The organism is Bradyrhizobium sp. 195, assembly GCF_023101665.1.
GTDB lineage: Bacteria > Pseudomonadota > Alphaproteobacteria > Rhizobiales > Xanthobacteraceae > Bradyrhizobium.
In genome coordinates this window covers 6,871,607-6,892,757 of sequence record NZ_CP082161.1, presented here as the reverse complement: position 1 = coordinate 6,892,757, position 21,151 = coordinate 6,871,607, and the positions used below count along the sequence as shown (strand labels likewise).

Here is a 21,151-nt window from a genome sequence, read left to right as displayed (position 1 = left end):
CTACACCTCCGGCAGCTCAACGCCCGTCAGCTTGCTTAATTGACCGATGAGCGCGTCCTGAAATGTCGGGTCGGTCGCCTCGCTGGCCGGCTGCTGCTGTTCGAGATGATGCCAATAGCGCCCCGTCACCAAGGCGGCGGGCTCCTGGCTCACCGCGAGCCAGGTTTGCGTCCGCTGTCCGGTGTCGATATCGACCGGCGCGCCCGCGCCGCCCATCTTCGTGCGCACCCAGCCGGGATCAACGGCGTTGCTCAGCACCTTGGGCCAGCGCCGCGCCAGCGCGAAGGCGAGCGCGACCACGTGGAGCTTGCTCTCGGCATAGGCCTTGGCCGAATCCCAGGGTCGCTTGCTCCAGTCGAGGTCGCCAAGCGAACCCTCTCCACCCCTGTGCAATCCGCTGCTGAGATACACCAATCGGCCGGGGCGCTCGATCAGCGCCGTCAGCATGTATGGCGCAAGCGTGTTGATGGCGAGCGTTTCGGCGTGGCCTTCCGGCGTCGCGCCGCGGCTGGGCCGCATGTAGACGCCGGCGTTGTGGATGATCGCATCCATGCGCCCGATCGCATTGACCTGATCGGCGATAGCCTTCGTCTCGGCCGCACTCTTGAGATCGCCGACCACGATGCCCTGGACACGCGACCTCAGCTCGCCGAGCGCGTCGGCACGATCGGCCGTGCGCGCGTGCAGCACCACGCGATGTCCTTGATCAAGCAGCGATTGCGCCGCCGCCCGGCCGAGGCCATCGGTGCTGCCGGTGATGAAGATGGTCGCCATGCGCTACTTCCGGAATTGGGTGGCAAAACGGGTTTGCCGCAGCAAAGTGGCCTCAAGGTGTTGCACGTGGATCACATCCAAACCCTGGAAAATGGATAAGATCAGGCCATTGCATTTCGTATGAGATTCGTGGGGGACGCCGATGAAGAAGTTCCTGTTGTCCGTTGCAGCATTCGGGATGGCCTGCACCAGCGCGAACGCCGCCGATCTGGCGGCGCGTCCCTATACCAAGGCGCCACCGATGGTCGCTGCCGTTTACGATTGGAGCGGCTTCTACATCGGCGTCAACGGCGGCGGCGGATCGAGCCGCAAGTGCTGGGATCTGATTTCGCCCGGCCTTGGCGTCATCGTTCCCGAAGGGTGCCACGATGCCACGGGCGGCACGGCCGGCGGGCAGGCCGGTTTCCGTTGGCAGTCTGCCAACTGGGTGTTCGGCGTCGAAGGCCAGGGCAACTGGGCGGACTTCACGGGTGACAATATCACCACCGTGCTTTTCCCGCCGACCGGTCTTCGCAATCGTTCTCAAGTCGAAGGGTTCGGCCTGATCACCGGGCAAGTTGGCTATGCCTGGAACAATGTCCTCTTGTACGTGAAGGGCGGCGGCGCGGTGGTGGCCGACAAATATCGGACCAACGACGTCGTCACCGGCGTCGAGTTCGACCGGGCCAGCGAAACGCGTTGGGGCGGTGTCATCGGCGCCGGCCTCGAATTCGGCTTGGCTCCGAACTGGTCGCTGGGCGTGGAGTACGACCACATCTTCCTCGGCCATCGCGATGTCACGTTCGCCGCGACCGGGGCTTTTGGCGGCGTGGCTGCCGGCGCCTTCACCCGCAGGGAGCGCATCGGCCAGGACGTCGACATTGGCCTCGTGCGGTTGAACTACCGCTTTGGCGGTCCCATCATCGCCAGATACTAGGGCGGGTGACGCTGCCGTGCGGAGCTTCTAGCCCGCCGGCTGCTTTCTGCCGAGATGCCATCGCGCCGGTGTTTTGCCCGACCGCGCAAACTCGCGGATTCGGTGAAGCCGTAACCCATTGATCCGACTGACGTCGGCTACTGTGCATGGGGTTGTTTTCGACATTTTGACGGAGCGGAAGCAAGATGACCCAGTCCGTCTACGCTCTTCGAGCTACGCCGGACACGCTTCGCCATCATTGGGCGTGGCTGCGCCACGCGAAGCCTTTTGGCGAAGCGTGGTGGGCGCACAAGGGATCGAACCTTGGACCTCTCCCGTGTGAAGGGAACGCTCTCCCGCTGAGCTATGCGCCCGGGACCATCATGCAGACGGCCGGACCTTGTCGGCCGGCCGGTGCATTGGAGCCCGCGATTTAGAAGTGCGGGCTTGAGGTGTCAAGTTTCCAGGCGCCGCGGGGCCGGAAAACCTTGGCCCCCTCACGCAATTGGCGACGGAAGCCGGATTTTTGGCCGCTTACGCGCCCTGCTGGCGGGCGCGGGAGGCGTGGGCCTGCAGCGCCCGGATGCGTTCGGCCAGCGTTCCGCCGCCCTCGGGCAGGCTGGCGGCTGCGCCATTGGTTGCGGCGTCGTTGGCCGGGCGCGGCGCCGGCTTCGACGGCTGGCCGGCCTCGGCCGCGAGCAGCGCCTCGATCGGCGAGTTGGGCCCTTCGAGCTGCATCGCGAGTTTTGCCACCTCGGCGGCGATGTCGTTGATGCGCTCGCGCAGCAGGGCGTTCTCCATGCGCTCGGTCGCCCAGGAGCTCTCGGCCTGCTGCTGGATCGCGTTGATGTCGCGCTGGAGCTTTGTGCGCTCGTCGCGGGCGGTGCGGAGCTGCTCCTCCAACCCGGTCTTTTCGGCGCGCAGCGCTTCCATGGCCGCCGACGATTTGCCGCCGCTCAAGCCCGCGATCTCGACGCGCAGCTCCTTGACGGTGCGCTCGTTGGCCTCGTTGGCCTGGCGCAGCTGGTTGTTCTCATAGTCGCGCTCGGCGAGCAGCTTGCCTTGCGTGGCGAGGCGGCCTTCGAGGTCGGCGACGCGGCCGGACAGCATCTCGGCTTCCTTCACCTGTCCGATCAGCTGGCGATCGAGCTCGGTGACGCGCTGGCTCAGATTCTCGACGCGGCCGCGGGCATCGCCGAGCTCGCGTGAGGCGGTCTCCGATTCCAGCCGCTCCTGTGCAAGCCGCGCCTGCGTTGCCGCGAACTCCTTCTCGGCATCGCCGACGCGGTTCTTCAATTCCTCGATCTGCGTGCGCACGGCGACCAGCTCGACCTGGCGGCTCTCCGCCATCATCGAGCGGTCGGACAGTTCGGAATTGATCTTGGCCAGTTCGCCCTGCTTGTCGGTCAGTGCATTCTCGGCGGCGCGCAGGGCTTCGGTCTTGGTGTTGAATTCCTCCTCGGTGGCGCGGAGCTGCTCCTTCACCGCCTTCTCGCGCGCCTCGAGCGCGAAGATCGTGGCGTTCTTCTCGCCGAGCTCGATCTTCATGCGGTTGATGGCGTCGCTCTTCTTGCCGAGCTCGGCGAGCTGGCTCGTGGTCTTGTTCTTGAGCTGCTCGACGCTCATCTCGAGCCGCCGCGCCGACATGGCGAATTCGGCGCGGAGCTGGTCCTTGTCGGCCTGGATCTCCGCCATCGACAGCGGCGTTGCGGCCTCGAGCCGGCGCGTGGTCAGGCGCACGGCGCGGTTATGCACCAGCGGCACGATCGCGAGCCCGAACAACATCGAGAGCAGGAAACCGATCGCCAGGTACATGATCGGTTCGACCATGGGGCAGAACTCCCAAGCTTAAGGAAAAATTCACCAACGACCATGCCATGGCGGGCCCGCAAAAAGCCAGCCCCGGCCTGTCGTTAACCTTGATCCGTAAGCAGGCGGGAGAAGGAAAGCGCTAGAACGGGTTCCAGGTCGCACGCGGCGTGTATTTGAGATAGCCGATATTGGCGCCCAGCCGCAGGCCGAGCCCGGAGCGGATCGGCACCAGCACGATGTTGTTGGCGGTGAGCGCGGTCATGCCGAAGCCGCCGATGATGTAGGCCGAGCCGTCGAGGCCGGCGAAGCGCTGGTAGATCGCGTTGGTGGCGGGCAGATTGTAGACCAGCGTCATGGTGCGCGCGCCGTCGCCGCCCCAGTCGAAGCCGAGCGAGGGGCCCTGCCAGTAGACCCGCAGATCCCCGGCGTTCTTGGTGTAGAGCGTACCTTCGCCGTAGCGCAGGCCGGCGACGAAGGCGCCGGAACCTTCCTCGCCCAGGATATAGCCGTTGGGCAGACCCCATTGGCTGATCGCCTTCTCGATGATCGAGGCGAGCCCGCGCGAGACGTTGCCGAAGAAACGGTGGCCGGCGCCGACGAGCTCGTCCGGCCCGTAGGTGCTGGGCGTCGGGGTCCGCTGCGGCGGCGGCAAATTGGGCGGCGGCGCCTGCTGGGCGGAGGCCGGCACGATCCAGCCCACCATCGCGACGAGCGCGAGCGCAGCAAGGCGTGATGCGAAAGTCATAAAAGAACCCCTGGTACCGAAACCGGTCGCTTCCTTAACCTGACGCCAACAGGCGCGGCTCTAGGTTGCGCCGGATGTCCCCTCGACTCGGATGTTATCCGCAGCAACTATGACGGCACAACGGCAGGAAGATAGCCCTTTGCGCCCCGGAATTGCCTTGATCGGCCTCCTCGTCTGCCTGCTCTCGGGCATATTGATCGCCGGCTCGGGGTTGCCGGCCGAGGCGGCCACCACCGAGCGGGTCGTCGTCAATCGCTTCACCGGCGTTGCCATCGAGGGCTTCGATCCCGTCGCTTATTTCGTGGACGAGAGAGCGGTGCAGGGGACGGCCGAGTTCGAGGCGAACCTCTGGGGCGCGGTCTGGCGCTTCCGCAACGAGGGCAACCGCGCCTCCTTCCTGGCCCATCCCGAAATCTATGGCCCGCAATTCGGCGGCTACGATCCCGCCGATATCGCCCGCGGCGTCACCGTCGCCGGCAATCCCCGTTTCTTCGCGATCGTGGCGCAGCGGCTGTACCTGTTCAGCCGGGAAACCAATCGTGACGCCTTCGCCGCCGACCCCGAGCGGTACCTCTATGAGGTGGGCAAGCGCTGGCCGGCGCTCTGGGAACAGCTCAGTCAGTAGTAGCCTACCGCCTCAGGGTTCTGCCTGTGGGTCGCCCCAGGCGATGAACTCCGGGATGATGAAGCCGGTGTCGCTGCGCTGGCCGAATTTGAGCTCGCCGCCTTTGCCGTCGGTCACCCTGCCGCCGGCCGCCGTCACCACCGCCGAGCCGGCACCGACGTCCCATTCACAGGTGGGCCCGAAGCGGGGGTAGATATCGGCGCTGCCTTCAGCGATCCGGCCGAATTTCACGGCCGAGCCGACCGTCCGTCTGACCGCATTGGGCCTGTTGTCGATGAACGCCTCGCTCCTGGGATCGCCGTGCGAGCGGCTCACCGCCGCGATCCAGGGCTGTCCCCGTGCCGGCAGCTTGCGGGTGTGGATCGGCTCGGCCGTTCCCACGGTCATGCCGTCAAATCCCATGCGCTCGGCGCCGCGGCCGACGATGCCGCGCCACAGCACGCCGAGCGCAGGCGCGCTGACGATGCCCAGCAGCGGGACGCCCGATGTCACGAGGGCGAGGTTGACGGTGAACTCGTCCCGACCGGCGACGAACTCCTTGGTGCCGTCGAGCGGATCGATCAGGAAGAAGCTGCCCTCGAATGGCGGGGAGGCGAGGTGGGTCCGCTCTTCCGAGAGCGTCGGGACGTCGCCTGCGAGCTGGGCCAGGCCCTCCGCGATGATGCGGTCGGCGGCAAGGTCCGCCTCGGTCACCGGCGAGCCGTCCTGCTTGCCGTCGACCCGCATCGCCGCGCGGTTGACCCTGAGGATCGCCTCGCCCGCCTTCACCACCAGCGCCGTCAGCGGCTCCATCAGGCCGAATGCGGCCGCGCCGTCGATGATCCGCTTCACCTGGATGCCTCAATCATCGGCAATTCGTTCCTCTCGACTGATTCGCCCGTGCTTATGACCGCCTCGCCGTGATCGCAAGCTAGCTGCCGCGGGCTGGCGAATGTTAGAACCCGCAGCATCCGTCAAGCATGCGTGATTCGCGGCGTCCAGCGCCGTGCAATTCCAGGAACCCTCCAGGACCCCTTTATATGTCTGACGCCTCGTCACCCGCGACCGCTACTGCTCCCGATATGCTCGAACTCGCTGCGCTCTTGTGCTCGCGGGTCTGCCACGATCTCATCAGCCCCGTCGGTGCCATCGTCAACGGGCTCGAGGTGCTCGATGACGATCCCAAGCCCGAAGACCGCGAGTTCGCGCTCGACCTGATTCGCAAGAGCGCCAAGACCGCCTCGGCCCGGCTCCAGTTCTGCCGTCTCGCCTTCGGTGCGGCCGGCTCCTCCGGCGCACAGATCGATCTCGGCGATGCCCAGACCATGGCGAAGGGCCACATCGAGGACGGCAAGTGCTCGATCACCTGGAATCTGCCACGGCTCCTGATGCCGAAGAACCGCGTGAAGCTGCTGCTCAACATGCTGGTCGTCGCCCAGCACACGATCCCGCGCGGCGGCATGCTGACGATCGACCCGATCGGCGAGGGCGAGACGATGAGCTTTCGCATCACCGCGACCGGCCATAACGCGCGCCTGCCGCAGAACATCTCCGAACTCCTGAGCGGCGAGCGCGGCCCTGCCGCGGATGCTCACGCGATCCAGCCTTATTACACGCGGCTGTTGGCACAGGCCTGCGGGCTTACCGTCAAGCTTGCGCCGGAAGGCGAAGCCATCACCGTTACCGCTTCGTAAACGGCGCGTCGCGCTCAGCCTCTTAAGCGAATCTTTACGAGGCGCTTCGGCTTGTCCGGAGCGCCTTATCTCTTTGTTGGTTCCGTTCTTTTGCACATACTCAACCAATATTAAACGCTTTGCGGTGAAGCTGGCCCCATTCCGAAATGGCGCATCACACCTCGTGCGCGCCCTTCCTGTATGAAGGCCTGTTTTCATGGATGATCTGTTGCGGGAGTTTTTGACGGAGACCAGCGAGAGCCTGGACACCGTGGACAACCAGCTGGTGAAGTTCGAACAGGAGCCGAACAACGCCAAGATCTTGGATAACATCTTCCGCCTGGTCCACACCATCAAGGGCACCTGCGGCTTCCTCGGCCTGCCGCGGCTCGAAGCGCTGGCACATGCCGGCGAGACGCTGATGGGCAAATTCCGTGACGGCATGCCGGTGACCGGGCAGGCGGTGACGGTGATCCTGTCCTCGATCGACCGCATCAAGGAGATTTTGGCCGGCCTCGAAGCGACGGAAGCCGAGCCTGAGGGTAACGACCGCGACCTCATCGACAAGCTGGAGGCGATGGTCGAGCAGGGCATGGCGGCAATGTCAGGCTCGGCGCAGCCGATGCCGGCGGGTGCGGCTGCTGCTCCCGTGACCGAAGCCCCGCCGCTGGTGCCGGAAGCACCTGTAGCTGCCGCGCCTGCGCCGGCAAACATGACAACCGGCTCGCTGATCGACCAGACCCTGGAGCGTCCGCTGCGTCCGGGCGAAGTCTCGCTCGACGAGCTCGAGCGCGCCTTCCGCGAGACCGCGATCGAAGCGCCGGTGCCTGCGCCTGTTGCTAAAGCCGAGCCCGCGGCGGCGGCTGAAGCCCCGGCACCTGCTGCCAAGGAAGCCGCAAAACCCGCCAAGGAGAAGCCCGCGGTCAAGAAGTCGATGGCCGACGAGGCTGTCGGCGAAGGCGACCGCATCGCCAACCAGTCGATCCGCGTCAACGTGGATACGCTGGAGCATTTGATGACCATGGTCTCCGAGCTGGTGCTGACCCGCAACCAGCTCCTGGAGATCTCCCGCCGCAACGAGGACACCGAGTTCAAGGTGCCGTTGCAGCGCCTGTCCAACGTCACCGCCGAGCTGCAGGAAGGCGTCATGAAGACGCGCATGCAGCCGATCGGCAATGCCTGGCAGAAGCTGCCCCGCATCGTCCGCGATCTCTCCAGCGAACTCGGCAAGCAGATCGAATTGGAGATGCACGGCGCCGACACCGAGCTCGACCGGCAGGTGCTCGATCTGATCAAGGACCCGCTCACCCACATGGTGCGCAACTCCGCCGATCATGGCCTGGAGACCCCCGCCGAGCGTCTTGCCAGCGGCAAGGGCGAGCAGGGCACCATTCGCCTCTCCGCCTATCACGAGGGCGGCCACATCATCATCTGCATCGCCGACAACGGCCGTGGCCTCAACACCGAGAAGATCAAGGCCAAGGCGATCTCCTCAGGTCTCGTCACCGAGGCCGAGCTCGAGAAGATGAGCGAAGCCCAGATCCACAAGTTCATCTTCGCGCCGGGCTTCTCGACCGCGGCCGCCATCACCTCGGTCTCCGGCCGCGGCGTCGGCATGGACGTGGTCCGCACCAATATCGACCAGATCGGCGGCACAATCGACATCAAGAGCGTGGCCGGCGAAGGATCTTCGGTCACCATCAAGATCCCGCTGACCCTGGCCATCGTCTCCGCGCTGATCGTGGAAGCCGCCGGTGACCGCTTCGCGATCCCGCAGCTCTCGGTGGTCGAGCTGGTGCGTGCCCGCGCCAACTCCGAGCACCGCATCGAGCGCATCAAGGACACCGCGGTGCTCAGGTTGCGCAACAAGCTGCTGCCGCTGATCCACCTCAAGAAGCTGCTCAAGATCGACGACGGCGCGGCCTCCGATCCCGAGAACGGTTTTATCGTGGTCACGCAAGTCGGCAGCCAGACCTTCGGCATCGTCGTCGACGGCGTGTTCCACACCGAAGAAATCGTGGTCAAGCCGATGTCGACCAAGCTCCGTCACATCGACATGTTCTCCGGCAACACCATCCTGGGCGATGGCGCGGTCATCATGATCATCGACCCCAACGGCATTGCGAAAGCGCTCGGCGCCGCCGGCTCCTCGGCCCATGACATGGGCGACGAGAACGGCGCCCATCACATCGGCTCGGGCGAGCAGACCACCTCGCTGCTCGTGTTCCGCGCCGGCTCGTCGCAGCCCAAGGCGGTCCCGCTCGGGCTGGTCACGCGCCTCGAAGAGCTGCCCGCCGACAAGATCGAGTTCTCGAACGGCCGCTACATGGTGCAGTACCGCGAGCAGCTGATGCCGCTCGTCGCCATGGAAGGCGTCACCATCGCCAGCCAGGGCGCCCAGCCGATCCTGGTGTTCGCCGATGACGGCCGCTCCATGGGCCTCGTCGTCGACGAGATCATCGACATCGTCGAGGAACGGCTCAATATCGAGGTCGGCGGCTCCAGCCAGGGCATTCTGGGCTCGGCCGTGATCAAGGGCCAGGCCACCGAGGTGATCGACGTCGGCCACTTCCTGCCGATGGCGTTCGCCGACTGGTTCACCCGCAAGGAGATGAAGCCGTCGATGCATTCGCAGTCGGTGCTGCTGGTCGACGACAGCGCGTTCTTCCGCAACATGCTGGCCCCGGTGCTCAAGGCGGCCGGCTACCGCGTCCGCACCGCGCCGACCGCGCAGGAGGGCCTCGCTGCCTTGCGCGCCCAGAGCTTCGACGTGGTCCTGACCGACATCGAGATGCCCGACATGAACGGGTTCGAGTTCGCCGAGGTGATCCGCTCCGACAACAATCTGGGCTCGATGCCGATCATCGGGCTGTCCGCCCTGGTGTCGCCGGCGGCGATCGAGCGCGGCCGTCAGGCCGGCTTCCACGACTACGTCGCCAAGTTCGACCGTCCCGGTCTGATCGCGGCGCTGAAGGAACAGACCGCGGGCGCCGCCGGCGCCTCCGAGCTGAGCCGGGCAGCGGCCTAAGAGCAGGACAGGGATCAGGAGATACCTATGACCAGCAAGAAGACCCAGTCCAGCGAAGGCGCCATGGTCGAATACGTCACCGCGATGATCGGCGGCCAGCTGTTCGGCCTGCCGATCTCCCGCGTCCAGGACGTGTTCATGCCTGAGCGCGTCACCCGCGTGCCGCTGTCCTCGCGCGAGATCGCCGGCGTGTTGAACCTGCGCGGCCGCATCGTCACCGTGGTCGACATGCGCGCTCGGCTCGGCCTGCCGCAGCCTGAGGACGGCAAGGTGCCGATGGCGGTCGGCGTCGACCTGCGCGGCGAATCCTATGGCCTGCTGATCGACCAGATCGGCGAGGTACTGCGCCTGCCCGAAGCCGGCATGGAAGAGAACCCCGTCAACCTCGACCCCCGCATGGCCAAGCTCGCCGGCGGCGTCCACCGCCTCGAAGGACAGCTCATGGTCGTCCTCGACGTCGATCGCGTCCTCGAGCTCGCGCCCGAAATGGCGGCCTGATACGGCGGCCTTGCCGCCGACGTGCCAGCAATTGGAAGTGCCCCCCGCAAAGGGGGAGGAAGCAGAGGTTCAGATGCGAACTTGTCTCGTCGTTGATGATTCCAGCGTCATCCGCAAGGTTGCGCGCCGGATCCTGGAGGGCCTCGACTTCCAGATCCTCGAAGCCGAGGACGGTGAGAAGGCGCTGGAAGCCTGCAAGCGCGGCTTGCCCGATGCGGTGCTGCTCGACTGGAACATGCCGGTGATGGACGGCTACGAGTTCCTCGGCCATCTCAGGCGCATGCCCGGCGGCGACCAGCCCAAGGTCGTGTTCTGCACCACCGAGAACGACGTCGCGCACATCGCGCGCGCGCTGCATGCCGGCGCCAACGAGTACATCATGAAGCCGTTCGACAAGGACATCGTGACGGCGAAATTCCAGGAAGTCGGCCTTATCTAAGCGACCGGCCGGAGGCCGAACGGATCCTTCGGCGCCTGTTTTCAACTGTATCCTTTCAGTCTGAGTTGGTGAGTAATGAGTGTTGCGTTCGCAGGTAATTCGGCCACGACCGGCTCGCGCGAAGTGGGGCCGCTGCGGGTGATGGTCGTCGACGACTCCGTCGTCATCCGCGGTCTGATCTCGCGCTGGATCGGCGCCGAGCACGACATGGAAGTCGCGGCTTCGCTACGCACCGGGCTCGAAGCGGTCAACCAGATCGAACGCATCAATCCTGACGTTGCCGTGCTCGACATCGAAATGCCCGAGCTCGACGGCATCTCGGCGCTGCCGCAGCTCCTGGCGAAGAAGCGCGACCTGGTCATCATCATGGCCTCGACGCTGACCCGCCGCAACGCGGAGATCAGCTTCAAGGCGCTGTCGCTCGGCGCGGCCGACTATATTCCAAAGCCGGAATCGACGCGCGAGGCGTCGGCTGCGGATATCTTTCATCACGATTTGATCCAGAAGATCCGCCATCTCGGCGCGCGGCTGCGCCGAAAGCACGCGGTTGCAAGTCCCCCTCTGGCGCCTGCGAGCCCGGCTCCGGCCCCGCGCGGCCCGATTGCGCGGCCCGCCGCGCCCGCTCCGGCTCCCGCCCTGCACGCACCGTCGTCGGGAGCGCTCGTTACGCGCCCGTTCTCGACGCAGGCACCCAAGGTGCTGCTGATCGGCTCCTCGACCGGCGGGCCGCAGGCGCTGATGGCGCTCGTCACTGAGCTCGGCCCGGTGATCGACCGCGTCCCGGTGCTGATCACCCAGCACATGCCGCCGACCTTCACCACCATTCTCGCCGAGCACCTCGCGCGTTCGAGCCGCAAGCCCGCGGCCGAGGCGGTCGACGGCGAGCCGGTGAAGCCGGGACGGATTTATCTCGCGCCGGGCGGCAAGCACATGCGCGTCGCACGCAGCGGCGCTGACACCGTGATCGCGCTCGACGACGGCCCCGCCGTCAATTTCTGCAAGCCCGCGGTCGATCCGCTCTTCACCTCCGCCATCGACATCTGGCATGGCAGCATCCTCTCCGTGATCCTGACGGGCATGGGCTCGGACGGCATGCGCGGCGGCAAGGACATCGTTGCCGCCGGCGGCAGCGTCATCGCGCAGGACGAAGCCTCCAGCGTGGTCTGGGGCATGCCGGGCGCGGCGGCCAATGCCGGCATCTGCGCGGCGATCCTGCCGCTCAACCAGATCGGCGCCAAGGTCAACCGCCTGTTTGCGGGAGACCGCTCGTGACGCCCACCGACTACGACTATCTGCGCAAGTTCCTGAAAGAGCGCTCCGGCCTCGATCTGTCCCCCGAGAAGCAATATCTGGTCGAAAGCCGACTGCTGCCGCTCGCCCGCAAGGCGAGTCTATCAGGCATTCCCGATCTCGTGCTGAAGATCCGGAACGGCGACGGCCGGCTTGCGACCGACGTGGTCGAAGCGATGACCACCAACGAGACCTTCTTCTACCGCGACAAGATCCCGTTCGATCATTTGCGCGACACCATCCTGCCGGGGCTGATCAAGGCGCGCGCGGCGCGCAAGAGCTTGCGCATCTGGTCGGCGGCGTCCTCGACCGGGCAGGAGCCCTATTCGATCGCGATGTGCGTGAAGGAGATGGGCGCGGCCCTCGCCGGTTGGCGCATCGAGATCGTCGCCACCGATCTGTCGCAAGAGGTGCTGGAGAAGTCGAAGGCGGGAATCTACAGCCAGTTCGAGGTGCAGCGCGGCCTGCCGATCCAGCACCTGATGAAGTATTTCTCGCAGGTCGGCGAAGTCTGGCAGCTCAATGCCGACATTCGCGCGATGGTGCAGTTCCGCCAGCTCAATCTGTTGCAGGACTTCTCCCATCTCGGCACCTTCGACGTGATCTTCTGCCGCAACGTGCTGATCTATTTCGACCAGGACACCAAGGCGGTGATCTTCGAGCGGATGGCCAAGGGCCTGGAGGCCGACGGCACGCTGCTGCTTGGTGCTGCCGAATCCGTCGTCGGCATCACCGATGCGTTCCGCCCCATCGCGGATCGCCGCGGTCTCTACCAGCTCAACCCCGCGCGCTCCGGGCGGGCGATGGGCGGATTGATGCCGCCGTCGTTGAAGATCGCAGCGGCGCGGTGAGTTCTTGCCGTCATTCCGGGGCGGCGCGTGAGCGCCGAGCCCGGAATCCATAACCACAGGCCATCGTAACAGGCAAGTTGAGAGAGCCGGTCCCTTTCGTCGGCCTGTGGTTATGGATTCCGGGCTCGCGACTTTGTCGCGCTCCGGAATGACAACTACAAAATCGCATGCGGCAGAAACCGCGAGCGGTTGCCCGTGATCGGGCTTTCGTCCTCGCGGATCGACAATCCGCACGGTTCGTGGTTTACCAACCAGCTTCCGATCACCGGATAGAAGCCGGAAAAATTCGGCAGCGGTGCTAGAGCCTGCCGCACAAAGCCTTCGGCGCCGTAAGGGCCTGCTTGCTCGTCGAGCGCCATGCCGCCGGACACGATCGTGACATTGGCGCCTTCGCGCGACAGCAGCGGCTTGCGGACATAGGACGTTCGAAGCTCCGCGGCGCGCGGATCGTCCTCGAAGAAGGCCGGCAGCAGATGGGGATGGTTCGGAAACATCTCCCAGAGCAGCGGCAAAATGCCTTTGTTGGACAGCACCGCCTTCCACGGCGGCTCGATCCAGCGCGTCGGCGCGTCCTTCAGCTTGGCACCGAAGGCGTCGTGGAACATCCATTCCCAGGGATAGAGCTTGAAGGCCAGCGTGATATCGCCATCGTCGAGATCGACGAAGCAGCCAGGCTCATCGCGCCAGCCGACCTGTTCGATGTCGAGCAGCCTGGTCGAGAGCCCGGCCTGGCGTGCGGTGTCTTCGAGATAAGCGAGCGTGCCGGCGTCTTCCTGATTGCCGGTGCTGCCAGTGAGATGGAGGTGGCGACCGCCAGCGATCTCCTTCCATGCCGCGATCAGCCGCTCGTGGATGGAGTTGAACTGATCGGCACGCGAGGGGATGACGCGGCGTTCGATCGCCTGTTCGAGCCAGGTCCATTGGAAGACGGCAGCCTCGAACAGCGAGGTCGGCGTATCCGCGTTGTATTCGAGCAGCTTGGCCGGACCCTTGCCGTCGTAACTGAGATCGAGCCGGCCATAGAGGCTGCGGTCGTCGCGCTTCCAGCTCTCGGCGATCAGGCTCCAGAACGCTTCCGGAATCTGCAAGCGGCGCAGGTGCCGCTCGTCGCCGATGACGCGGCCGGCAAGCTCCAGGCACATCGCCTCGATCTCGCCGGTCGGCGTCTCGATACCGCGCTCGATCTCGTCGAGCGTGAAGCCGTAATAGGCGCGCTCGTCCCAATAGCGTTCGCCGTCGATGGTGTGGAAGACAAAGCCGCATTGCGCCGCGGTCTCTCGCCAGTCGTCGCGCTCCAGGCAGGTAATGCGCTGCATGTTAATTCCTGCGCATGATCTCCGCGCAAACGCGTTCCGCGTTTGTCGCGAGGGAAAACCGGTGGCCACTTTTCCGGATCATGCGCTAGCCGCCGCCCGAAAAACCATGGCCGAACGAGCCGAAGCCGCCGCGGCTGACGCTGCTGTGGCCGGAATCGGACGACGTTCCCGATGAGGAATGGCTCGAGGAATCGCTGCTGAAGAAGCTCGAACGCGACGACCAGCGCGAGCTGCCGCTGCTGGAGGAACTGCTCTTGCTGCCGCACGCGGTGCTCGACAGGGCCGAGGCTTCGGTTCCGGGCGGAGGCGGCTCGCAACTCCCCGGCATCATCGTGTAGGCGGTGGTGCCGACCGCGAGCGTGCCCATCACCAGCAGCGCGACATGGCCGGAGCGCTTGACTGGCTCCTTCGCCGGTAGCGGCAGTGGCTGTGGCAGACGTAGCCGGCGCTTGCCGAAATCCTTGCTGGGGCGCTCCTCGGTCATGGTCAGTAGATCATGCAGGCGGCGTTGAGCAGGCCCGCGGCGAGCGAGGACAGGCCAAGCCAGATCGCCGGGGCAAGCTCGCCGGCAGAGATCCGCGCCGACAGGTTCGGCACCGGGACCTTCACGAGGAAGAACACGATGATCTGCACGACCAGCGCGATCGTCGCCCAGATCAGGCAGTCCAGCACATTGGCCGAATGTGCGATCGCGCTGACCAGCGGCGCCACGAAGCCGAGCAGGCTCAGCCCGAGCGCGATCGCCGCGGCCGGCTCGTTGTCGCGGATCAGCTGGAACTCGTTATGCGCGGTGATGCGGGTGTAGACGAACAGATACGCCACGATCGCGATCAGCCCGGTGCAGAAATAGACCAGGAAGGCGGGCAGGCCGGCAAGTGATTGCAGGATCATCGTTCCCCCATCGTGCAGCGACCATTCGTCGGCGGGGGAAGGATACCGGTTCAAACGTTAAGAGAGAGGAGGCCGTAGCCGCGATGGTGGTGCACCTCTCCCGCTTGCGGGGGAGGTCGGCGCGAAGCGCCGGGTGGGGGTTCACTCCACACAGGGATTGTCCCGGTGTGGAGAAACCCTCTCCCCGGCCCTCTCCCGCAAGCGGGAGAGGGAGAAGACATCCCAAAAAACAAAACCCCGCCATTTGCGGCGGGGTCCAGGCTGGGAGGAGCAAGCCCGAAGGGGGCTTGCGACGTAAACCCAGGAGATCAGGCGGGAATGCGCTCTTCGTGCTCGTGCGGCTCGCGCAGCACGTAGCCGCGGCCCCACACGGTCTCGATGAAGTTGCGGCCCTCGGAGGCGTTGGCCAGCTTCTTGCGGAGTTTGCAGATGAAGACGTCGATGATCTTCAGCTCGGGCTCGTCCATGCCGCCATAGAGGTGGTTGAGGAACATTTCCTTGGTGAGGGTCGTGCCCTTGCGGAGCGAGAGCAGCTCCAGCATCTGATATTCCTTGCCGGTCAGATGCACGCGCTGGCCGCCGACTTCCACCGTCTTGGTGTCGAGGTTGACGACGAGGTCGCCGGTCTGGATGACCGACTGGGCATGGCCCTTGGAGCGGCGCACGATCGCGTGGATGCGGGCCACCAGCTCGTCCTTGTGGAAGGGCTTGGTCATGTAGTCGTCGGCGCCGACGCCGAGACCCTTGACCTTGTCCTCGATGCCGGCGAGGCCGGAGAGGATCAGGATCGGTGTCTTGATCTTGGAGACCCGAAGCTGCTTGAGCACGTCGTAGCCGGACATGTCGGGCAGGTTGAGGTCGAGAAGGATAATGTCGTAATCGTATAATTTACCGAGATCGACGCCTTCTTCCCCCAAATCGGTCGTGTAGACGTTGAAGCTCTCAGACTTCAACATCAGCTCGATCGACTGCGCGACGGCGCTGTCATCTTCAATCAGCAAAACGCGCATGCCAGTTCCCCATAGTCGCCGCTCCTGGGCGTCAGGTCGGCCGCATTCGCGGCACTCAACAAAACGCCTTTGAACAACTGATTCGGATCCTGACAACAGATGGTTAACAAACTCTGATTCTGGAACGCAAGTCCCCCCCGGTGCAATTTTTGTCGAATCGCCCTAAGGTCTTGCGCGAGAAGCAGCTTTCGTCACCCAGCTCCGTTCAAGTTCCACTTTAAGAGACGGGCCTAACCGACTCCCGCGACTCAGCCTTCTTCTGAAGGGGAGTCACGCTCAGTCACAAAGACAGTGACGCAATGATTAATGATGCGGGTAAACACGAAGTTAAGCTCCGTTCAGAAATATGGCGAAACTTAAGGTTTTCACCGTGAAGTCCCGGATGTCCAAGGCGCGCACCTTAATGAAGGCCCTCCGATGAAGGCTTTGGCCGAACAGATCGGCGACATCGACGGCGTCAATATTTACGGCCGCGTGGTCGGCGTCCGCGGCCTGATGGTCGAGGTGGCAGGACCTATTCACGCGATGTCGGTCGGCGCGCGGCTGGTGATCGAGACCGGCGCGAACCGTTCTATTCCCTGCGAGGTGATCGGCTTCTCCGGCAACAATGCTGTCGTGATGCCGTTCGCCGGCCTCGACGGCGTGCGCCGCGGCTGCAAGGCCGTCATCGCCAATGCCGCCAATCAAGTGCGGCCGTCAGCATCCTGGCTCGGCCGCGTCGTCAATGCGCTGGGCGAGCCGATCGACGGCAAGGGGCCATTGCCGCAAGGGTCCTCGCCGATGCCGTTCCGCAATACGCCGCCGCCGGCGCATTCGCGCAAGCGCGTAGGCAGCCCGCTCGATCTCGGCGTGCGCGCGATGAACACCTTTCTCACCTGCTGCCGCGGCCAGCGCATGGGCATCTTCGCAGGGTCCGGCGTCGGCAAATCGGTGCTGCTGTCGATGCTGGCGCGCAACGTCGATGCCGCGGTCAGCGTCATCGGGCTGATCGGCGAACGCGGCCGCGAGGTGCAGGAATTTTTGCAGGACGACCTCGGCGAGGAGGGCCTGGCGCGTTCGGTCGTGGTGGTCGCGACCTCCGACGAGCCGGCGCTGATGCGCCGCCAGGCGGCGTATCTGACGCTGGCGGTCGCCGAATATTTTCGCGACGAGGACAAGGACGTGCTCTGCCTGATGGACTCGGTGACGCGTTTTGCCATGGCCCAGCGCGAGATCGGCCTGTCCGCCGGCGAGCCGCCGACCGCCAAGGGCTACACGCCGACCGTCTTCACCGAGCTGCCGAAACTGTTGGAGCGGGCCGGCCCGGGTCTCGGGGAGGGCGCCATCACCGCGATCTTCACGGTGCTGGTCGACGGCGACGACCATAACGAACCGATCGCGGATGCGGTCCGCGGCATCCTGGACGGCCACATCGTGATGCAGCGCTCGATCGCCGAGCGCGGCCGCTATCCCGCGATCAACATCCTCAAATCCGTCTCCCGCACCATGCCGAAATCGGCCGATCCGCAATTCTGGCCCGTCATCCAGAAGGCGCGGGCGGTGATGGCGACCTATGCCGACATGGAGGAATTGATCCGTCTCGGCGCCTACCGGGCCGGCTCCAGCCCCGAAGTCGACGAGGCGATCCGGCTGCACGAGCCACTGGAGGCCTTCCTACGCCAGCGCAAGGACGAAAATGCATCACTGGCGGACGGCTACCGCCAGTTGGCGCAAATCCTCGGCAATTTGGAAACGGAACGCTAACTTTGTCCCGTCATCATCCCATCCCACAGAGTAGCAGAGCCGGTCTGGGCCCCCATCGGGCCCGTGGGGTGACCGGTATCGTCCCACGTGCAGCGGGGGGACTTCTGGGGAGTACGAGTCGATGAAGTCACGAGATACCCTCATTCGCCTGAAGAAGTTTCAGGTCGACGAAAAGCGCCGCCGGGTCACCCAGATCGAGACCATGATCGCCGACTTCCAGCGGATGTCGACCGATCTTGAGCGCGAGATCACGACCGAGCAGGAGCGTGCCGGGATCAACGATCCCTCGCACTTTGCCTATCCGACCTATGCCAAGGCTGCCATCCAGCGCCGCGAGAACCTGACTCGCTCGGCCGACGAGCTCAAGGGCCAGCTCGACGAAGCCAAGGCCGCGCTGGCCGAGGCCTTCGAGGAGCTGAAGAAGGTCGAGCTGCTCGACGAGCGCGACCAGGCCCGCGAACGCGCCGAAGAGAATGCCCGCGAGCAGGCCGACCTCGACAGCATCGGCCTGATGCGCGCCCGCATCGGCGCGGTCGCCTGAGCCGCTAGCAGCCAGATCGCGTTGGAATTTGCCAGGCCCGGACCGCAAGGTCCGGGTTTTTCGTATGTGCTGTCCACAGTGTGGCACCGCACCCCTTGGTGGTCGGCTTTGCCGCGCGCTATGGTGGTGCGGTGCCAGGGCTTGCGCGGAACGCGAGGGCCTGTTTGGGGGGGCGGAATGCTGACGCCAGCAGAGCTGGTCGGGTTGATTGAGGCGGTGGCAAAGGGCGATCAGGGCGCGTTCGAGCGCCTCTACGCCGCCACGCGCGCGAAACTCTATGGCGTCGTGCTCCGTATCTTGCGCCGACAGGATCTCGCAGAGGAGGTCATTCAGGAGACCTACGTCAAGATCTGGAACAGCGCCGGCCGGTTTGATCCGGGGCTGTCGTCGCCGATCACGTGGATGGCCTCGATCGCGCGCAACCGTGCGATCGACATTGTGCGCAAGAAGTCGGAAGTCTCCATCGAGGAAGAGCCTCAGGCGATGGAGGTGGCGGCCGACAGCCCCGACCCGCTGGCGCGCCGGGAGATGACCGAAGAGTTGAAGCGGCTGTTGGAATGCGTCGGCCGGCTCGAGCCGGACCGTCAGCGGCTCGTGCTTCTCGCCTATTACAACGGCTGGAGCCGTGAGCAATTGGCGGAGAAATTCGCCGCTCCCGTCAACACCGTGAAGACGTGGCTCCGGCGCAGCATGTTGGATATCCGGGAATGCCTGGGATTGTGATGGCTTGATGATGAGGATGGTTCTGGACTGCAATTGATGGCTTACACGGAGGACCATATCGCGCTCGCCGCGGAATATGCGCTCGGCACCCTCGATGCCGATGAGCGCGCGCAGGTCGAGACCATGATGGCGGTGGACGAGGCGTTCGCCGCTGTCGTGCAGGCCTGGGCCTTCCGGCTCGGCGCGCTCAACCAGATGGTCGGTTCGGTCGAGCCGCGTCCGATCGTGTGGGAGAACATCAGGTCCGAGATCGCGCGTACGGCGCTTGCGCAGCAGCCGCCTGTTCTGGCCGACATCGCGCCGCCACCCATCCCGCCGATCGAAACTGCGCCGCCGGAAGCGACGTCGGAGCAGCCACCGCAACCGCAGCCGCAGCCTCCCGAAGCAGGGCAGCCCGAGCCGATGCGCTCTGGGGCCGATGCGATTGCTGATATCGCGCCGGTCTTCATGCCGCAGGTCCACGCACCCGATCCCGAGGTCGTCCGGACGTCGCAAGTGCCAATCGTCGACGACGGCAATGTGATTCGTCTCGAGGGCCGCGTGAAACGCTGGCGTTCGATCGCATCCGCCGTCGGCGCGCTTGCGGCCGCGCTGCTCGTCACGCTGTCGCTTCAGCTCTTCCTGCCCGATGCGCTGCCGGGGGCCTTGCGTCCCGCGCCGCGTATCCAGACGGTGGAAGTGAAGACGCCGGCCGCGCCGCTCGCCGCTTCGGCGCAATATGTCGCGCTGTTGCAGGGCCAGGGTGGCGGCCCCGCCTTCATCCTCACCATCGACGGCGCGACGCGGAATTTCACGGTGCGCAAGGTCGGCGCGACGCCGGAGCCCGGCAAGAGTTTCGAGCTCTGGCTGATCTCCGACAAGCTGCCGCGCCCGCGCTCGCTCGGCGTGATCAACGCCGGCGATTTCACCGCGCGGCCGCTGCTGGCCTCCTATGATGCCGAGGTCGTCAACGGCGCGACCTACGCCATCACCGTCGAGCAGGCCGGCGGCTCGCCGAGCGGCCAGCCGACCTCGTCCCCGGTGTTTTCCGGCAAGCTGATCGAGACCGTGCCGCAGTCCCAGCCCCAGGCGCCCGCCAAAAAATAGGTGCCGTAGCCCGGATGGAGCGAAAGCGTAATCCGGGGCCGCCGGCCCCGCATGTCGCTTCGCTCGTGCGGGCTACGATACTGTCGCCACGGTCCGTCCCGCCGTCGCATCCCGACAAGTCTCCCTGAATCCATCCCCGCTTTGAACCTCTGCGCAATTGGCGGCGTCAAATCCCCGGAATTTGCAGTCGGCCCGCCCATCGCGGAGCCGAAAGAGGGGCTAGAGAATCAGATGGATGCAGCGAAAGCGCCGGGCATCTTCGTTCACCAATACACCGGACTGCCGCATGGCCCGGCGTTCGAGCAATGGCGCGAGCGGGCCTTCGGCTCCTGCGGCCTCGATATCGGGCCGAGCCATGGCGACGGCATCGATTGCCGGCTCCAGATCAGTGTGGTCGACAACATCGCGCTCGCCATTCCGGAAGGGGCCTCCGCGCAATATTCCCGCACCCAGAGCCACCTCGCCGACGGCAGCGACGACCTCGTCCTGATCGCCGCACATGCCGGCCTCGTGCGCGTCGGGCAGAACGGCCACACCGTCGAGCTTGCGCCCGCCCAAATGGTGCTCGTCGACATGAGTATCACGGGCACCGTCGGTCACACCGACGAAGACCGCTTCACCAGCATCCGCATGCCGCGCCGGGCGTTGCTCGACATCAATCCGCGTGCCGAGGACAAGCTGTCGCGCGTGCTCATCGACGGCGCGGTCGCCGAGACCGTCTTCCGCTACCATGCGCTTGCCGCCAACCACGCGCCGCATCTCGACGCGGTGGGTCAGCGCCTGACCGCGCAGCATATGGTCGATCTCGTCGGCCTCATGCTCGGCACCGATGCCGAGCATGCAAGTCTGGCACGCGGACGCGGACATGCGGCGGCGCGCCTCGACCTCATGCGCGCCGACGTGATGGCCGCGCTCGGCCGCAACGATCTCTGCCTGTCCGAGGTCGCGACGCGCTCGGGGTTAAGCCCGCGCCAGGCGCAGCGCCTGTTCGAGCAGGCCGGCACGACCTTCACCGAATTCGTGCTGGAGCAGCGCCTGCTGCAGGCCCGCAAGCTGCTCGGCGATCCCCGCGCCAGGACGCGCAAGATCAGCGATATCGCGCATTCCTCGGGCTTTGCCGATTTGTCTTATTTCAACCGCGCCTTCCGCAAGCGCTTCGGCGCGACGCCGTCGGAACTGCGCGAGGCCTAAGCTCGCGACTTCGTGCTAGCGGCGCGGCGCTGGCGCAGTTG

General features: G+C 65.4%; 21 protein-coding genes and 1 tRNA gene. 13 read left to right on the top strand and 9 right to left on the bottom strand.

All coding sequences use genetic code 11. The features are described 5' to 3' along the window. Entirely contained in the window at positions 1–774 is a 774-nt protein-coding gene (locus tag IVB26_RS32115) for an SDR family NAD(P)-dependent oxidoreductase (RefSeq protein ID WP_247969018.1), read from the bottom strand. A gap of 142 nt (positions 775–916) precedes the next feature. Between IVB26_RS32115 and IVB26_RS32110 the strand changes: the two genes are divergently transcribed. Next, complete coding sequence (locus IVB26_RS32110; protein ID WP_247969017.1) at positions 917–1,690, top strand: outer membrane protein; 774 nt, start codon at positions 917–919, stop codon at positions 1,688–1,690. A 278-nt stretch (positions 1,691–1,968) separates the two neighbouring features. On the opposite strand, the gene IVB26_RS32105 is transcribed toward IVB26_RS32110, so the two are convergent. The 3 genes from IVB26_RS32105 to IVB26_RS32095 form a co-directional block, all read right to left on the bottom strand. Continuing rightward, positions 1,969–2,043, bottom strand: a tRNA-Val gene (locus tag IVB26_RS32105). Positions 2,044–2,203: 160 nt separating this feature from the next. After that, entirely contained in the window at positions 2,204–3,499 is a 1,296-nt protein-coding gene (locus IVB26_RS32100) for a coiled-coil domain-containing protein (protein WP_247969016.1), read from the bottom strand. A 121-nt stretch (positions 3,500–3,620) separates the two neighbouring features. Next, the gene (locus tag IVB26_RS32095) at positions 3,621–4,226 is read right to left on the bottom strand and encodes a DUF1134 domain-containing protein (RefSeq protein ID WP_212088922.1); all 606 of its coding nucleotides are present in this window, start codon (positions 4,224–4,226) and stop codon (positions 3,621–3,623) included. 139 nt (positions 4,227–4,365) lie between these two features. Between IVB26_RS32095 and IVB26_RS32090 the strand changes: the two genes are divergently transcribed. After that, positions 4,366–4,851 (top strand): YHS domain-containing (seleno)protein, encoded by a 486-nt coding sequence (locus IVB26_RS32090; RefSeq protein ID WP_247969015.1) that lies wholly within the window; start codon positions 4,366–4,368, stop codon positions 4,849–4,851. 12 nt (positions 4,852–4,863) lie between these two features. Here the strand turns inward: IVB26_RS32090 and cysQ are convergent, their stop codons facing one another. Continuing rightward, entirely contained in the window at positions 4,864–5,682 is an 819-nt protein-coding gene (gene cysQ, locus IVB26_RS32085; RefSeq protein ID WP_247969014.1) for a 3'(2'),5'-bisphosphate nucleotidase CysQ, read from the bottom strand. A gap of 188 nt (positions 5,683–5,870) precedes the next feature. Here cysQ and chpT point away from each other — a divergent pair, with 188 nt between their 5' ends. The 6 genes from chpT to IVB26_RS32055 all read left to right on the top strand — a co-directional run bounded on the left by chpT (position 5,871) and on the right by IVB26_RS32055 (position 12,609). Continuing rightward, complete coding sequence (chpT, locus tag IVB26_RS32080; RefSeq protein ID WP_247969013.1) at positions 5,871–6,524, top strand: histidine phosphotransferase ChpT; 654 nt, start codon at positions 5,871–5,873, stop codon at positions 6,522–6,524. A 196-nt stretch (positions 6,525–6,720) separates the two neighbouring features. Then, the gene (locus IVB26_RS32075; protein WP_247969012.1) at positions 6,721–9,531 is read left to right on the top strand and encodes a hybrid sensor histidine kinase/response regulator; all 2,811 of its coding nucleotides are present in this window, start codon (positions 6,721–6,723) and stop codon (positions 9,529–9,531) included. A 27-nt stretch (positions 9,532–9,558) separates the two neighbouring features. Continuing rightward, positions 9,559–10,029, top strand: coding sequence for a chemotaxis protein CheW (locus tag IVB26_RS32070; protein WP_247969011.1), 471 nt, complete (start codon positions 9,559–9,561; stop codon positions 10,027–10,029). Positions 10,030–10,102: 73 nt separating this feature from the next. Then, complete coding sequence (locus tag IVB26_RS32065) at positions 10,103–10,468, top strand: response regulator (protein ID WP_007600538.1); 366 nt, start codon at positions 10,103–10,105, stop codon at positions 10,466–10,468. A gap of 75 nt (positions 10,469–10,543) precedes the next feature. Further along, on the top strand, positions 10,544–11,740 hold the full coding sequence (locus IVB26_RS32060; RefSeq protein WP_247969010.1) for a protein-glutamate methylesterase/protein-glutamine glutaminase: 1,197 nt from the start codon (positions 10,544–10,546) through the stop codon (positions 11,738–11,740). Continuing rightward, a complete protein-coding gene (locus IVB26_RS32055) occupies positions 11,737–12,609 on the top strand; it encodes a CheR family methyltransferase (protein WP_247969009.1) in 873 nt (290 codons plus the stop codon). The genes IVB26_RS32060 and IVB26_RS32055 overlap by 4 nt, the downstream gene beginning before the upstream one ends. Before the next feature lie 155 nt (positions 12,610–12,764). Here the strand turns inward: IVB26_RS32055 and IVB26_RS32050 are convergent, their stop codons facing one another. From IVB26_RS32050 to ctrA, 4 genes are all read right to left on the bottom strand, one after another. Further along, complete coding sequence (locus IVB26_RS32050; RefSeq protein WP_247969008.1) at positions 12,765–13,925, bottom strand: glutathionylspermidine synthase family protein; 1,161 nt, start codon at positions 13,923–13,925, stop codon at positions 12,765–12,767. Positions 13,926–14,010: 85 nt separating this feature from the next. Next, the gene (locus IVB26_RS32045) at positions 14,011–14,409 is read right to left on the bottom strand and encodes a hypothetical protein (RefSeq protein ID WP_247969007.1); all 399 of its coding nucleotides are present in this window, start codon (positions 14,407–14,409) and stop codon (positions 14,011–14,013) included. A gap of 2 nt (positions 14,410–14,411) precedes the next feature. Continuing rightward, positions 14,412–14,816 carry a DUF350 domain-containing protein gene (locus IVB26_RS32040; RefSeq protein WP_247969006.1) on the bottom strand — a complete coding sequence of 135 codons (405 nt, stop codon included), beginning with the start codon at positions 14,814–14,816 and terminating at the stop codon, positions 14,412–14,414. A gap of 308 nt (positions 14,817–15,124) precedes the next feature. Further along, on the bottom strand, positions 15,125–15,826 hold the full coding sequence (gene ctrA, locus IVB26_RS32035; protein ID WP_008138878.1) for a response regulator transcription factor CtrA: 702 nt from the start codon (positions 15,824–15,826) through the stop codon (positions 15,125–15,127). 417 nt (positions 15,827–16,243) lie between these two features. Between ctrA and fliI the strand changes: the two genes are divergently transcribed. The 5 genes from fliI to IVB26_RS32010 all read left to right on the top strand — a co-directional run bounded on the left by fliI (position 16,244) and on the right by IVB26_RS32010 (position 21,110). Continuing rightward, entirely contained in the window at positions 16,244–17,569 is a 1,326-nt protein-coding gene (gene fliI / locus IVB26_RS32030; RefSeq protein ID WP_247969005.1) for a flagellar protein export ATPase FliI, read from the top strand. A 121-nt stretch (positions 17,570–17,690) separates the two neighbouring features. Beyond that, positions 17,691–18,110 (top strand): flagellar export protein FliJ, encoded by a 420-nt coding sequence (gene fliJ / locus IVB26_RS32025; RefSeq protein WP_008138882.1) that lies wholly within the window; start codon positions 17,691–17,693, stop codon positions 18,108–18,110. 177 nt (positions 18,111–18,287) lie between these two features. Continuing rightward, positions 18,288–18,833: a sigma-70 family RNA polymerase sigma factor gene (locus IVB26_RS32020; RefSeq protein WP_247969004.1), complete on the top strand. Its 546-nt coding sequence runs from the start codon at positions 18,288–18,290 to the stop codon at positions 18,831–18,833. 36 nt (positions 18,834–18,869) lie between these two features. Next, on the top strand, positions 18,870–19,919 hold the full coding sequence (locus IVB26_RS32015) for an anti-sigma factor (RefSeq protein ID WP_247969003.1): 1,050 nt from the start codon (positions 18,870–18,872) through the stop codon (positions 19,917–19,919). Between the two features lie 231 nt (positions 19,920–20,150). Then, complete coding sequence (locus tag IVB26_RS32010) at positions 20,151–21,110, top strand: helix-turn-helix transcriptional regulator (RefSeq protein ID WP_247969002.1); 960 nt, start codon at positions 20,151–20,153, stop codon at positions 21,108–21,110. The last annotated feature ends 41 nt before the right edge of the window (positions 21,111–21,151 follow it).